This window comes from Ruania alkalisoli (assembly GCF_014960965.1).
GTDB lineage: Bacteria > Actinomycetota > Actinomycetes > Actinomycetales > Beutenbergiaceae > Ruania > Ruania alkalisoli.
On the sequence record NZ_CP063169.1, the window covers coordinates 1,053,839 to 1,068,422 of the forward strand.

Annotated in this window: 13 protein-coding genes; 9 read left to right on the forward strand and 4 right to left on the reverse strand. The window is 67.1% G+C overall.

From position 1 onward, the window contains the following. The first annotated feature begins 122 nt into the window (after positions 1–122). The 5 genes from IM660_RS04445 to IM660_RS04465 are packed head-to-tail and all read left to right on the forward strand — an operon-like array spanning position 123 to position 5,816. A complete protein-coding gene (locus IM660_RS04445) occupies positions 123–1,580 on the forward strand; it encodes an ABC transporter substrate-binding protein (RefSeq protein ID WP_193498203.1) in 1,458 nt (485 codons plus the stop codon). 13 nt (positions 1,581–1,593) lie between these two features. Beyond that, entirely contained in the window at positions 1,594–2,535 is a 942-nt protein-coding gene (locus IM660_RS04450) for a carbohydrate ABC transporter permease (protein ID WP_193498204.1), read from the forward strand. Continuing rightward, on the forward strand, positions 2,532–3,437 hold the full coding sequence (locus IM660_RS04455; RefSeq protein ID WP_193498205.1) for a carbohydrate ABC transporter permease: 906 nt from the start codon (positions 2,532–2,534) through the stop codon (positions 3,435–3,437). Before IM660_RS04450 ends, IM660_RS04455 begins: the two co-directional genes overlap by 4 nt. After that, entirely contained in the window at positions 3,421–4,575 is a 1,155-nt protein-coding gene (locus IM660_RS04460; RefSeq protein WP_193498206.1) for a mandelate racemase/muconate lactonizing enzyme family protein, read from the forward strand. Before IM660_RS04455 ends, IM660_RS04460 begins: the two co-directional genes overlap by 17 nt. Continuing rightward, complete coding sequence (locus tag IM660_RS04465) at positions 4,575–5,816, forward strand: polysaccharide pyruvyl transferase family protein (RefSeq protein ID WP_193498207.1); 1,242 nt, start codon at positions 4,575–4,577, stop codon at positions 5,814–5,816. The genes IM660_RS04460 and IM660_RS04465 overlap by 1 nt, the downstream gene beginning before the upstream one ends. Before the next feature lie 173 nt (positions 5,817–5,989). Here the strand turns inward: IM660_RS04465 and IM660_RS04470 are convergent, their stop codons facing one another. Next, complete coding sequence (locus tag IM660_RS04470; RefSeq protein WP_193498208.1) at positions 5,990–7,378, reverse strand: hypothetical protein; 1,389 nt, start codon at positions 7,376–7,378, stop codon at positions 5,990–5,992. 150 nt (positions 7,379–7,528) lie between these two features. On the opposite strand from IM660_RS04470, the gene IM660_RS04475 reads away from it, so the two are divergent. Continuing rightward, complete coding sequence (locus tag IM660_RS04475; RefSeq protein ID WP_193498209.1) at positions 7,529–8,272, forward strand: helix-turn-helix domain-containing protein; 744 nt, start codon at positions 7,529–7,531, stop codon at positions 8,270–8,272. Between the two features lie 312 nt (positions 8,273–8,584). Further along, complete coding sequence (locus IM660_RS04480; protein ID WP_193498210.1) at positions 8,585–9,199, forward strand: cysteine hydrolase family protein; 615 nt, start codon at positions 8,585–8,587, stop codon at positions 9,197–9,199. 10 nt (positions 9,200–9,209) lie between these two features. Here the strand turns inward: IM660_RS04480 and IM660_RS04485 are convergent, their stop codons facing one another. Together IM660_RS04485 and IM660_RS04490 are read right to left on the reverse strand one after the other, a co-directional pair. Continuing rightward, positions 9,210–10,310, reverse strand: coding sequence for a fatty acid desaturase family protein (locus tag IM660_RS04485; RefSeq protein ID WP_193498211.1), 1,101 nt, complete (start codon positions 10,308–10,310; stop codon positions 9,210–9,212). A gap of 92 nt (positions 10,311–10,402) precedes the next feature. Further along, on the reverse strand, positions 10,403–12,271 hold the full coding sequence (locus tag IM660_RS04490; protein ID WP_193498212.1) for a sensor histidine kinase: 1,869 nt from the start codon (positions 12,269–12,271) through the stop codon (positions 10,403–10,405). A 124-nt stretch (positions 12,272–12,395) separates the two neighbouring features. On the opposite strand from IM660_RS04490, the gene IM660_RS04495 reads away from it, so the two are divergent. Then, entirely contained in the window at positions 12,396–13,100 is a 705-nt protein-coding gene (locus IM660_RS04495; protein ID WP_193498213.1) for a response regulator, read from the forward strand. A 4-nt stretch (positions 13,101–13,104) separates the two neighbouring features. Here IM660_RS04495 and IM660_RS04500 read toward each other — a convergent pair whose 3' ends face one another. Beyond that, positions 13,105–13,806 (reverse strand): GNAT family N-acetyltransferase, encoded by a 702-nt coding sequence (locus IM660_RS04500; RefSeq protein ID WP_193498214.1) that lies wholly within the window; start codon positions 13,804–13,806, stop codon positions 13,105–13,107. A gap of 84 nt (positions 13,807–13,890) precedes the next feature. Between IM660_RS04500 and IM660_RS04505 the strand changes: the two genes are divergently transcribed. Continuing rightward, a complete protein-coding gene (locus IM660_RS04505) occupies positions 13,891–14,583 on the forward strand; it encodes a DsbA family oxidoreductase (protein WP_193498215.1) in 693 nt (230 codons plus the stop codon). Position 14,584: the final 1 nt, after the last annotated feature.

The window sequence follows — 14,584 nt, forward strand, 5'->3', positions numbered from 1 at the left end:
ACGCTCACTAGGTTGTCTCAACCATATAGTAGATACACCAACCAAAGTGTGTGTACGATGATCACAACATCCCGAATTGGGAGCGTCTGAACGTGGACTCGCGACAACAGAGAGGTTGTGTGATGAACAAGAAGCATGGAGCGGGTGACCTGACTCGGCGCTCGGTTCTCCTGGGAACGGGGGTTGTGGCCACGACGGCAGGCTGCAACCTGATCGGTGGCTCGGATCCGGAGCCCACGTCGAGCGGCAGCGGCAATGGCGGCTCTGGTGTCGAACTGACGCTCGCCCTGGTTCCGGATCCGCCAGGAGCCTCGGAGTTCTACCGGGCGCAGATGGATCTCTTCGAAGAAGCCAACCCGGGGATCACGGTGAACGTGATCGAGAACCCGGCCGACCAGCAACTGAACGCGCTGGAGCTGATGTTCCAGCAGGGTGAGGCACCCGATGTATTCCGCTGCCAGGGCACGCCTGCGCTGACGCGATTTGCTGAGCGTGGCTGGACGGCGCCACTCGATGACCTCGTGACCGACGAGTTCACCTCCCGGTTCGCGGAGGGTTCACTCGCGCCCGCGTCCTCGGGTCTGCACTACGACGGCCATCTCATGAGCGTGCCGCTCGTGTGGGGTGACTGGGGTCCGACCGCCCTGTGGATGTACAACGCCGACATCCTCGCCGAGTACGGCTTCGACGCCCCGCCGGCCACCTGGAGTGAGATGGAGGAGATGGCCCGTGCGATCACGGAGGAGGGCAACGGCCAGGTGTTCGGGCTCCACCCCGATCGCCTGGACCTGATGATGTACGGGTCCGCTCCGTACGGCACGCTGCCCAACCTCGATCTGACGACCGGGAGCCCGCACCTGGCCGATGACACGCTGGTGGAGCTGGTGGAGATGTTCCGGCGGTTGCAGTCCGAGGGCGTCATCATCCCGGGCTGGGAGGTCGAAGGCGCCAGCCCCGCGTTCAGCGACTTCGCCGCGGGGCGGTTCGCCATGTACCCGTCGGCCACCTGGCATGTGGCCGAAGCGCGCAAACTGGCTCCGGACATGAACCTCAAACTTGCTCCGATCCCGGTACCGGACAGTGGCCGCCGTGCATACTCGCCTCGGAGTGCGGCCTTCCAGCCCATCTGGAGCATGTCCTCGGAATCGGCGCACCCGGAGGAGGCATTGCTGCTGATGGACTTCCTGGCCTCCATCGACTTCTACCGCGCCTACTACGAGGAGTTCGGCTCCTTCACCGCATCCCAGATCGCCTGGGAGGACCAAGCACGGGAGAACCCCGACCAGGCGGGTATCCTCGACGTGTCCGCCGAGACGCTGAGGACCGTCCCCAACCCGCAGCTCCTGGCTGAGGGTGCCGAGGACTTCTGGGCGGCGATCACCGGTGACCCCGAGCTCCGGGCGATCGACGTGGCTAAGGACGCGGTCATCAACGACGTCGACTTCCGGCCGCTGGCCGAGGGGATCGACCAGCGCGTGGAGGAGCTGCTCGTCGAAGCGGAAGCGGACGTCCCGAACATTCGCGACCTGCTGACCTTCGAGGACTACGACCCGCTGGCCGACTGGACCCGGAGCCAATGATCAGGTGCGATCGATGACAGCAGTGCCGGCCCAGCGCACACCGTCGTGGCGGCGCAGACGCCGCCGCGCGGTGCTGTGGGGGTGGCTGTTCCTCACACCGCTGGTCGTGCTCTTCACTGCCTTCAGCCTGTGGCCCATCGTGGCGTCGTGGTGGTATTCCTTCTTCGCTTGGGACGGGGTAGGCCCACCCGAGGTGTGGGTTGGCCTGGGGAACTTCGCCGAGGCACTGCAGGCGAGCTCCTTCTGGAACGCCTTCTGGAACTCGTTCGTGTTCTCCCTGGGCGCCCTGCTGGTGGAGTTCCCGCTCGCGCTGTGCTTCGCTCTCCTGCTGAACAGCGTGTTGCTACGCGGGCGCAACCTGTACCGGTTGGCCCTGTTCCTGCCGGTGGTCGCCACGACGGCGGTGATCGGTCTCGTTCTCGCGATCATGCTCGCGCCGGTCGGGGGCGTGGTGAACGAAGCGCTGCTGACCCTCGGCATCGTCGATCGACCGATCAACTTCCTGGGTGATCCGGACATCGCCCTGCCCACGCTTGTGGGGATCGACATCTGGAAGGGCTTCGGGATCACCTTGATCTACTGGCTGGCGGCGATCCAGACCGTGCCGAAGGACCTCTATGAGGCGGCCCGGCTCGACGGTGCGGGCGCGCGGCAACAGCTGGTCAACGTCACCCTTCCGGTTGTCATGCCGATCGCCGTCGTGATCTTCCTGCTCACCTTCCAGCGCAGCCTGAACACGTTCGAACTGGTCCAAGCGGTCACCGGCGGCGGACCGGTGTTCGCCACCGACGTGCTGCCGACCTACATCTACCGCTACGCCTTCGACGCGGAGATGGCGGCACCGCGATACGGCTTCGCCTGTGCCGTGGGCGTGCTCTTCGGCCTGTTCACGCTGATCATCACCTTGATGCAGAGCCCGGCGCTGGCCGGGCGACTGAGGAGGAGCGCGTCGTGACCATCGTGAGTCCTAGCACGACCGTCCGCACCGATCCGACGGCGCCGCCGCCACGACCGAACCGGGGGCGAGCCAGTGGAGACCGGCGCCGGATCCGTTGGTGGCACCTGTTCCTCCTGCCGTTCTGTTTCCTGTGGGTCTACCCATTCCTGTGGATGATCTCGGCGTCGTTCAAGTCACGTCAGGAGATGCTCCTCGGCGGTCTCCACCTGTGGCCGCAGGACTGGACGTTCGACAATTTCCAGCGGGCCTGGACCATCGGTCGCTTCGGCGAGTACACGGGCAACACGTTCACCTTCGCGATCACCGCGTTGGTGATCACCGTCGTCACGGCCTCGCTCGCCGGGTACGCACTCTCCGCCAAGGACCTGCCCGGCCGAAAGATCGTGATGGGAGTGCTAGTGGCCGCGATGTTCATCCCGCACGGCTACACGATCATCCCGGTCTTTGAGCTGGTCAACGCGCTCGGGCTGCAGAATGGTCTGCTCGGGGCCGCGCTCGCGCAGGCAGCACCCGGATTAGTGGTGCCCGTCCTGCTGTACGTCGGGTTCTTCGGCGGCGTCCCCAAAGAACTGGGTGAAGCGGCGCGGGTCGACGGCGCAGGGTACCTGCGGACGTTCGTCTCCGTGATGGCACCACTGGCCAAGCCGGTGACCGGGACAGTCGTGCTCATGAGCTTCATCGGTTCCTGGAACGCCTTCTTCGTTCCGCTGGTCTTCACCCTCGGCCGTCCCGACCTGCGTACCCTCGGTGTGGGGATGTACAACTTCTTCGGAACCGACACCACGGACTGGACGGGTCTCGCAGCAGGTGCCTCGATCAGTGTGATCCCGATCGTGATTCTCTTCCTCTTCTTGCAACGGACGTTCGTCGAAGGGATCGCCGGTGCCGTCAAGAGCTGACACGATCCGCTCCGTGGAGGCGTTCATCGTCCGCCTACCGAAGGAGGGAGCGCCCCCGGAGCGCTATCGCAGTGCCCCGCATGTGCGCAGCATCTACCCCTCCCACGACGAGATCCTGCTCGTGCGGATCGCCACAGACCATGCCGTGGGCTGGGGTGAGGCGCTGACCCCCGTGACGCCTGAGGCGCCCGCGGCCATCGTGACCGAGCTGCTCGCCGGGATGGTGATCGGCACGGTTGCCGGCCCGCCGGCTCCGCTCACCTTCCGGATGCAGGAGACGATGCGCGAGCGCGGCCACATGTCCGGCCACCACATGGATGCGGTGGCAGCGGTGGACATCGCGCTGTGGGACCTGTGGGGCCGGACCCTCGGTCAACCTGTGCACGCGCTCCTGGGCGGCGCCTATCGTGACGCCGTCCCGGTCTACCTGACCTCCGTGCCCGGTGACAGCCCTGAGGAGAAGGCGAGGGGCGCCGTCATGGGCTATCGCGACGGACACCGGCGGATGAAGCTGCACCTGAGCATGGAACCTGCTGGAGTGCTCGCCACGGTGGATGCGGTGCAGGGCGCGCTCGATGGGTCGGTGCAGGTGGCCGTGGACACCCACTGGGTGCACGACGTGGCGACGGCGCGGCCGCTGGGCCGTGCGTTCGACGAGCGCGGCGTCTGGTTCTTCGAGGCGCCACTGGCCCCCGAGGACATCGACGGGCATCAGTTCCTGGCCGCGGGAATGGCGACGCCGGTGGCGGTCGGGGAGGCGATGCGGAACCGGTTCGAGTTCGCACACTGGGCCACCAGGAACGCCATGCAGATCGCTCAGCCCGACATCGGCCGTACCGGGATCAGCGAGGGTGCCTCCATCGCGACAGCGCTGGCGGCGCACCACGTGCCGATCGCCCCCCATCACTCAATGGCGACCTCGCTCGCCTACGCTGCAGGGCTGCACGTCGCAGCCAGCGCCGAGCGCGTGCTGGCGATGGAGTTCGGACCGGGGACGGTGGAGAAGTCCAGGCCGCTGATGGACGCGTGGTTCATGGACGCGCCGGTCACCGATGGGGCGATCGCGCTCTCGGACCGCCCGGGACTCGGGGTCGAGGTCGACGAGGCTGCTGTGTGGGCGCTGGCCGGGGAGAACTGATGCCGGCGAAGGTCCTGCTCCGTTCGGGATGGCAGACCGTGAACATCGGCGATGTGGCGCACTCACCCCGGACATTGCGGGCATTCCAGCACGCGGCGCCTGATGCAGAGTTGGTGTTCTGGCCCCGGGTGCTGGGGGAGCGCGAGCGGGAGATGTTCCGCCGGCACTTCCCAGATGTGCAGGTGGTGGACGGTGCGCTGGACGAGGCGGGCCGACCGGACACTGCGGAACTGGCCCACGCCTGGGACACAGCTGACGTCCTCGTCCACGGGTCGGGACCTGGGCCGGTGTGCCGCGCGGATCTGCGCGCCTGGCAGCGTGAGAGCGAGCGACCGAGTGGGTTCTTCGGAATCACGGTCGATCCGTGGGAGGCTCCCGAGCCGGCCACGCTGGATGAGCAGGCGGTGATGATCGATACCTTGCCCGAGTCGTATCTGGGTGCCGAGCGCGACGTCTTCGACCACTCGGCGTTCATGTACTGCCGCGACTCGCTCTCCGCGCGCTTCCTGCGGCGGCAGAACGTCGCGAGCCCGGTGCTGGGATTCGGCCCCGATGCGACGTTGGTGCACGATCGCCACGACGAGGACGCGGCCAGTGACGTGAGCGCCGCCTATGGCCTGAGGGAGGGCGACTTCCTCTGTGTCCTTCCGCGGTTGCGGTTCACCCCGTATCACCGGATCCCGGAGAAGGGTGTCGCGGCGCGTCCGGAGAACTGGCGGCGTGACGCGGTGAATGCACTGCACACCGAAGCCGACATGCTGCCGCTGCGGGCGGCGATTACCGCATGGGTGCGCGACGGCGGCGGACAGGTACTCATCTGCCCCGAGATGATCCACGAGGTCGAGGTGGGGGAGCGATACCTGGCCCACGGCTACCCGCCCGATGTGCAACGCCATGTGCACCACCTCGACCGGTACTGGGAGCTGACCGAAGCGGCAGCTGTCTACGCCCGCGCTGCGGGGGTGCTGTCGGCAGAGTGCCACTCGCCGCTGCTGGCCGCCGTGTGCGGCACGCCGGCGCTGTACCTGCGCCAGCCCACGGACACGATCAAGGGGCAGATGTATCCCGACCTCGGCATGCCCATGGTGGAGCTGGAGCGCGACGGCACACCTGCGGTCCTGTCGTGGTTGCGGGAGCTCTGCGAACGTCCCGATGACCTGCGAGCTGACACTGTGCGGGCGCAGCAGCGGGCACGGAGCCTCATCGAGGAGATGGCACGCTCGGTCGCGGCTACGGTCTGAGGACGGCGTGCCGCCGACGGCGTCGGCCGCGTCTAGCGTGAGGTTGTCCGGGGTGAGCGCCGTCAACACGCCCACGAAGAACCTCCACGCCGTCTCGCAACCGGGTCGCGTGGCCGATCCTGACGCCCATCCATAGCGCCGGCCCGTTCCGAAGTCGGCGGCGCCCGCCGTGCTCAGGAGTAGGTGAGCTGGACGGTGGCCGTGCAGTCCGTACCTGCGACGAGCCGCACCCAATGGGCGCTGAATCCGGAGGGGAACACGTGGTTCTCATACCCGCCCGGCGGGACGGTGATGCGAGTGTAGGTGTGCCACTGGCCCGTACCCATGAAGTCGATCTCGACGTCGAAGGTGATCGCCTCGTCGGCCCCGTGGCTCAGGTGCATGCACTTGTGCTCGAAACCCGTCATCAGATACGGGTCCGACGGCGTCCCGGCAGTCACGTGCGTTTCCCACCATGGTCCACCCCACCCCTGCGGCTTCCCGAAGCTCCACAGGTCGTCAGTCTTGCCGAACCAGAGGTTGGCCTGTGGTTGCCCTGCGTGGGCATTGGCGTCGTGGATTGGTGTTGTCTGGTCGCCCGCGAGCACGAGCAGGCCGTTCCAGGAGCAGAAGTCGCCGACCACGCGCAGGTGCGAGGCAATCGGGCGGATCCCCCAGACCGCATTCTGGTAGGTGATGGAGGGCAGTTCGTAGAACATGCCGGAGGCGTCCATCAACAGCCGTTCGGACTCCACTTCACGGATCCGGGGCCACTCGGTCGTGAAGGCGTGGTCCTGGGTGTGGGTGGACTTCGGCAGCCGGTATGCCTGCCATCCTGTCTCGGGGAGGTGCACGTGCAACAACGCCGATGCCCGGTCCTGCCCGACGGCGAACGTGGCCTCGCCCATACCGTTCGCCGTGGCGAGGGTATTGAACTGAGTTCGTTCCAGGATCAGCCAAGATTCGCCGTCGAACTCTGCCAGCCGACCGTCGGAGAACCCACGATCAAAGTCATCGTGGAAGTAGGAGTTGTTCACCACTACGACCCGCCCGTTGTGCGTGATCGCATCCTTGAAGTGCGGGTAGCCATGCACGTCGAGCTCATCGAGCAGATCGAACAGCCGGGTGACGTTGAAGGTGTGCACGTCGACCTCGAAGAACTCGCCTTCCATGCCCAGTACGTAGACCTTGTTTTCCGGATCCTTCAAGTGACGCGCCGTCGCCGTCAGCCGGTGATCGATCAGTTCCGGGATGGTGGTGACGTTGCCGTCAACGTCGATGACGTGGGGACCGATGAAGAGCTGGTTCGATTCCTTGTGCACCAGTCGATTGGCGTACGTGCCGACTACGCTCGCGGGGTGCTTGAGCAGGGTGAAGCCGTCGTCGAGGCTGAACAGCCCGGTCCCGCCACCGGTTGCTGCTTTGTGCGCGACGTAGGTCACGAACCACAGCCGTCCCGCCCACGGCATCAACGCCCCGATGCCGGTCTCGGTTCGCACCGGGAGGTGGTCCGCCTTGACCGCCACCGATGGCACCACACCACTGATTGCGAACGGGGTCGTCGTGCTGGTCTTGTCCGGCATTCATCTGCCCTTCCGTCGTGGGCGTCGCGGCGGCGCCCGTCTCTGTGTGCCGGCCATCTTGCGTCCGGGCGGATGCGGCCGCTAGTCGGTCTGTGCTCTCTGCAGGTTGGCTGTCAGACTGTGCGCTGGACGCATAGTGAGGTGGTGTAGGTGGCGGAATCGACCTTGCTCAGAGGGCTTGGCCTGCTACGGCTGCTGGTGCGGGCAGAGGGGCCGGTCTCGGCTAGCGAACTCGCCCGCCTGAGTGGGATGCACCCGACGTCGATCTCCCGGACGCTGGCAGGACTGGTTGACGGCGGCTTTGTGCGGCGGGTGTCGTACCGGTCCTATGCGCCTGACTTGGGGCTGCTATCGCTGGGCCTTGATGCCGCCAGGCATTGCCCGCTGGCGACCGATCCGCAACTGGTGATGGAGCGCGCAGCTCGGCTGTTCGGCGGCCTGATGCTCTCGCTCTGTCTCGCATGGCGTGGATCGCTGTTCTACTTCGCTCAGACCGGGTTGAGCCTTGGCACCAAGCCATTCGTCGGGCATGGTTACCCGTTGCACCTGTCTTCGCCCGGACTGTTGTTTGCGCTGGAGGACAGCCAGGAAGATGCGATCGCGGCGCTTGAGCGCTCCCGACGGACGTTCGGATGGGATCGCCCGACTGCGCAGGTGCCGGCGGACCCGGCCATGGTGCTGGCATGGGCGAGGGGCGCTCGTACCGACGATGTGCTAATCCTGCGGAGGTGGGCCGGACCGGACCATGTGAGCGCGGCAATCCGGCTGCCTGACCACGAGGGGCACGCGATTGCCCTGACAGCGGCCGGCCCCGCCGCCATCCTGGGTGACGGCGAGATCCGCAATCGACTTCACCAGGTCAAGCACTGGCTGACCTCCGGCGGCATCATCTGAATGTCTCGTCGGGCTGCCTGTTGCAGCAAGCGGGGTTGACGGAGTGCTGGTCCAGGACAACCCGGACAGGTGTCTCACGACATGCCGTCCTGGATGTCTCTAGAGATTCCGGACTGAGACGTCTCCCGTGCTGAGCCCGGCGTGGCCCGAACGTGGCAGCTTCCAGCCGGTGCGTTCACTCGACCGGTGTGTTCACGCGGCGTTTGTGACGCACCCGTTGCTGCGGTTGCGCACGAGTGGTTCGATGGATGTGACGCCGCTCACCCAGTCGCGTCCACTCCGAACCGATCGACCGAAAGCACCGGTGCCACGATGTCCGATCAGCTCACTCTCGACCCCGCCACCACCGCCGTCGTGCTCATCGAGTACCAGAACGAGTTCACCTCACCCGGCGGCGTGCTGCACGACGCCGTCTCGGCGGTGATGGACAAGACCGAGATGCTCCCGAAGACCACGGCCTTCGTGGACGCCGCCCGGAAGGCCGGCTGCACGATCATGCACGCCCCGATCACGTTCGCGCCCGGCTACGGCGAGCTGACGAAGCACCCGTACGGGATCCTCGCCGGCGTCGTCGACGGCAACGCTTTCGTCAAGGGCACCTGGGGCGCCGCGATCGTCGACGACCTCACGCCCGTCGAGGGCGACATCCTGATCGAGGGCAAGCGCGGCCTCGACACCTTCGCCAGCACCAACCTCGACTTCATCCTGCGTAGCAAGGGCATCACCACGGTGATCCTCGGCGGATTCCTCACCAACTGCTGTGTGGAGTCGACCATGCGGTCCGCCTACGAGAACGGCTACCGGGTGATCACCCTGACCGACTGCGTCGCGGCTACGTCGGTCGAGGAGCACGACAACGCCATCACCTACGACTTCCCGATGTTCTCCCAGCCGATGGAATCGGCGGAGGTGGCCAAGGCGTTCTGATCCTCGCTCCTCAGAACGGCCGGTACCGCGAGGTCAGCGGACACTCGAACGGGTCCGCCTCACCGAGACCGACCCGGTTGAGATACCGGATGACGATCCCATAGGACTCGAACAGACCGGCCTCGGTGTACGGGATGTTCTTCTCGGCGCAATATTCGCGCACCATCGGCCGCACGAGCGGCAGGTTCACGCTCGGCATCCGCGGGAAGAGGTGGTGCTCGATCTGGTGGTTCAGCCCGCCCATGGCCCAGAAGATCGGACGACCTCCGCGGACGTTGCGGGAGGTGAGCACCTGACGGCGCAGGAAGTCGATCGTGTCGCGCTCGGCCAGCAGCGGCATACCTTTGTGGTTCGGGGCGAAGCTGGCGCCCATGTACACCCCGAAGACCATGAGCTGGACGGCGAGGAACGCCAGTGCCCACCACGGTCCCAGCGTCACGATCACCAGGGCCGGGAATCCGAGCAGCCGGATCGCCAGGAACAGCGCCTCGATCCGGCGGTAGCTCAGTTCCCGCTCCTCGACCAACGTGCGGACGGCGCTGACATGCAAGTTGAGGCCCTCCAGCGTCAGCATCGGGAAGAACAGCCACCCCTGCCGCCGGGTGATCCACCCGATCATCCCGGTCCGTTCGTGCACGTCCTCCGGGTTGAAGACCAAGGCCCCGGTCGCGATGTCCCCATCCTTGCCGATCGTGTTGGGCCGGTCGTGGTGCTTGCCGTGCTTGCGGGCCCACCAGCCGTGACTGAGCCCGACCACCAGGTTCGCGATGACCCGCGAGAGCCACTCGTTGCGGCTGGAGGAACTGAACACCTGCTGGTGTGCCGCATCGTGGCCGAAGAACGCTGCCTGAGTCAGCAGCACACCGAACAGCCCGGCCACGGCGAGCTGCCATGGGCTCTGTCCCAGCGTCAGCAGCAGTGCAACGGCGCCAGCGAAGGCCGCCGCGAGCACTGTGGCTCGCAGGGCATACCAGCCGCGGCGGCGCTGCATCAGACCGGAAGCCTTCACCCGGCGGGACAACTCCAGGAAGTCCTTGGCGGGGTTCACGCGCGCTGCCCGGCGTGGGGCAGCCTGGGCCGGTGGGGGCGCGAGGGTGTCGATCGTCGTCATGTCTGGCACCTTAGGAACCGGGTTCGACCCGGCGCGTCACCCGCACGAGCCATTCTCGTTCCCCTACTCAGGTAGGGGAGCGCGGTGGTCAGTCAGCCGCCGTTGACCGGAATCCGTGCATACAGCCGGTATCCGCCCTCGGCCCGCGGACCCGCCTCGACCGTGCCGCCCACGGTGGTGACGCGTTCACGGATGCCTGCCAGCCCCAACCCTGAGCCTGGGGCGTTCTCCTCATCGGAGACTGGCTCCGAGTTCAGCACCTGCACGGTGACGGCGCCCGCCTCGGTCGCCACGGTGACGTCCACCGTGGAACCGGGGGAGTGCCGCAGGGCGTTGCTCAGCCCCTCCTGGACCACCCGGAACGCCGTTAGCCCGACCGCCGGGGAGACCGCGGTGTCCGGGCCGGAGTAGCTGATCTGTGCACCGGAGGCGCGGGTGGCCTCGATGAGGTCAGGGATATCAGCCACGGTGGGGACCGGAGCGGTGGGGACCTCGCCGGTGCGCAGCAGGGCCAGGAGGGCGCGCATCTCGTTCAGGGCCTGGCGAGAGGAATCCGCGATGTCGTCGAATTCCTGCTGGATCTCCGGAGGGATGCCGGGTTTGCGGTACCGCGCCGTCGTGGACTGGACATTGATGACCGACATGCTGTGTGCGACCACGTCGTGCAGCTCGCGGGCGATCCGGTTGCGTTCCTCGAGATCGCGGCGGCGCTGCAACTCCTCGGCGCTGACACGTTCGGCCCGTTCGGCCCGGCCCAGATTCCGCATCCACAGGCGCCCGAGAATCGCCAGCATCCCCAGCCCCGCGCTGACCGAGGCGAGCACGATGCCGTTGGCCAGTCCGCCGTCGGGGATCTCCCCAGCGATCACCAGGAAGGCTCCCACGGTCAGTACGGCTCCTGCAGACCAGACCGCAGCGGCCCAGAGCCAATGGTGGCGTAGCGCGATTACCACGATCACCAGGCAATAGGCGATCAAGGTCGTCACCGGCCACGGCCAGGGGCCGTGGGGTGCAACGTCTGCTCCGGTGAGATTCGCCGTGGCGAGCATGGTGCCGAGCGCCGACAGCAGGATGACCGAACCCGCGCCACCTGCCCAGCGCACCGCGAGCACGAGGGCGGCGCTCTGGGTCAGCGCCAGGACCATCGCGATCGCCGGATGAACACCGTGCACGCTGGCCAGCACCGGCCAGTTGACGGCCAGCAGGATCACCGCGGTGAAGCCGGTGCCGACCCACGCCCACCCGTTCGCGCCCATCGCCAAGGACGGGGTTGCGTACGGATTGCCCGAGGACCGCCCTGAACTCGCCGCCGATGGTGCTCCGCCCAACATGGTCTGGGTGATCAGCCCATCCGCCCGGGCGATCCCGCGGACCACCCACGGCAGGCTGATCAGCGCACCCGCGCCGATCAGCAGGTTGATCACCGAATCGAGGACATACATCCCCAGCGCGGTCTCTGGCGCGAGCTCCGGGGCGATGAGTTCCAGCAGCAGTGGCCAGCCGGTGCCCTCACTCTGCTCGCCGGGAATGAAGAGCTTCCAGAACCAGGAGGTCAGGCCTCCCAGTGCCACACCCAGCCAGGTCACCGCGAGAACGAAGGTGATCAGCCGCAACGGGAAGGCGATGATCGCTTCGAACACCAGGTCGAGCCAGCGGCGTGGATCGGTCATCACCCGCATCAGACCGGTCACGCTCTTCTGGGTCGGGCGGTAGCGTGGCCGCGCCACCGGCCGGCCCCAGTCCCGCAGCCGGCTGCGGGAGAGATCGGCCATGCTGGTGGCGAGCAACAACGTCATCGGCATGAGCAGCGCGCCCAACCAGATCACGAAGGTGCCGATCGACAGAACGCTCAACGGCACCAAGAGGCCGAAGCTCACCACGGCCAACGGCAGCCCGGGCAGAATGTAGCGGTAGTCGCGGCCAAGCCGCGAGAGTCGAGTGGGTGGTGCCTGCGCGTCCATTCCCGGCACCTTATGGTCACCTCGTCTCACGTCGCGTCCCTCGTGGGAGCCAATCCGCCCCTACCTGCGAGGGATTTCTGCTTCGGTCGCCGCACGCCGGCCGGTGCGCCGATAGTTTGGGACCATGCTCCCTCATTCCTCACCCGGCACGTCGGCGGACGAGCAGCGGGAGATCCGGGTGGCGATCGTTGACGATCAGTCCATGATTCGCGCGGGATTCGCTGCACTGCTCGACGCTCAGCCCGGCATCACCGTGGTCGGCACCGCCGAGGACGGGCTGGGCATCACGGATCTGGTGCGCCGTACCCAGCCGGACGTGGTGCTGATGGATATCCGCATGCCGAAGGTCAGTGGCCTCGACGCCACCCGTGCCATTGGTGCCATGCCCGGTACGCCGCCACGCGTGGTCATCCTCACCACCTTCGATGCCGATGAGTACATCTTCTCCGCCCTGCGCGCCGGTGCCAGCGGCTTCTTGCTCAAGGACTCGCCTCCCGAAGAGCTGATCCACGCGGTGCGAGTGGTCGCCTCAGGCGAGGCACTGCTCTCGCCGAGAGTGACCCGCTCGTTGATCGCCGACTATGCGGCCCGGCCGCACCGCCCTTCCGGGCCGGGCCCGGAGCTGAGCGAACTCACCGAGCGTGAGCTCGAGGTGATGGGCGCCGTGGCCCGCGGCTACTCCAACGCCGAGATCGCGAGTGAGCTTTTCGTCTCCGAACAGACCGTCAAGACCCACGTGAGCCGCATCCTGAGCAAACTGGGGCTGCGCGATCGCACCCAGATGGTCATCACCGCCTATGAGTCCGGACTGGTCCGCCCAGACCGGTGACTCCTTACACCCGGGTCCGGAGCGGGGAGAGCTGCCGGCCGCCGTCGCCGGCATTGCCCGGATCGAGCCACGCCTCGAAACCTGCGCGCACACCGGGCCACTCGCCGTCGGTGAGAGAAAACCATGCCGTGTCCCGGCTACGTCCCTTCACCACCACCGCCTGCCGGAACGTGCCCTCGTAGCTGAAGCCAAGGCGGGCAGCGGCCCTGCGCGAGGGAGCATTCAGGCTGTCGCACTTCCACTCGTAGCGGCGATAGCCGAGGTCGTCGAAGACGTACCGCATGAGGAGGTAGTGCGCCTCGGTGGACGCCCAGGTGCGCTGTAAGGCACGGGAGAAGGTGACCCACCCCACTTCGATCACGCCGTTGGCGGGATCGTGGCGCATCAGCGCCAGCGTGCCCAGGGCACGCCCGGTGGAGTTGTCCACGACGGCGTAGTGCCGGGGGTCCGTGCTGCTCGCCACGCCCTGTGCCCAGTCGTGATAGTCCTCCCGAGCGGTGAATGGGCCGACTCCGAGGTGCGTCCAGTCCCGAGCATCGGGGGCAGCGGCGTACGCGTCATACAGATCGTCGGCGTGCCGGGCAGGCTCGAGGCGCTCCAGCGTGCAGTACCGGCCGCGGAGTGTTCCGGCCGCCGGGCGGTGCGCCGGACTCCAATCCCGGACCACGTCGCCGACGGGCTGGCCGAACTCGTTCACCTCGGTCACGCTGCTCCTCTCCTGCCTGCCATGTACGCCGGTGGCGGACCGATCATGTCAGAGTGGCGTCATGACTCGAGGAAGGCGGGGCAGATGAGCGCGGGAGATGATCACGGCCCGACGGGCGGCTTCACAGTGGACGTGTGGAGTGACGTCATGTGCCCGTTCTGCTACATGGGCGATGCGCTGCTCACGCAGGCGCTGGAGCACTTCGGCCGGCCGGTCGAGGTGCGGTATCACAGCTTCCTCCTCATGCCCGACCTGACCAGCGACGTCCCGGTCTCCGTCGACGAGCTGCTCTCCAGCAAGCACGGCATCCCCCGCGAGCAGGCGGCCGCGATGAACGAGCAGGTGGCAGCGCGGGGGCGGGAGCTCGGACTCGACTACCGCTTCGACCGGGCGGCGGCGGTCACCACCCGGAAGGCGCACGAACTCAGCCATCATGCCGCCGCCCACGGCAGGCAGCGCGAGATGATCCAGCGCCTGTTCCGGGCCTACTTCACCGACGGGCTCAACATCGCCGACCCGCAGGTGCTCGGCGACCTCGCCGCCGAGACCGGGCTCGACCGGGAGTCCGCACTCGCGGCCCTGGCCAGCGGCGAGCATGCCGATGCCGTCGAGGCGGACCGGCGGCAGGCGCAGGAAATCGGCGTCACGGGCGTGCCGTTCTTCGTCTTCGCCGGCCGGTACGCAGTCTCGGGTGCCCAGCCGCTGGAGGTCTTCGTGCAGGCGCTGCAGACGAGCTGGGACGAGACCCGCGCCGCCGGCGCACAGGCCGGGTCCTAGG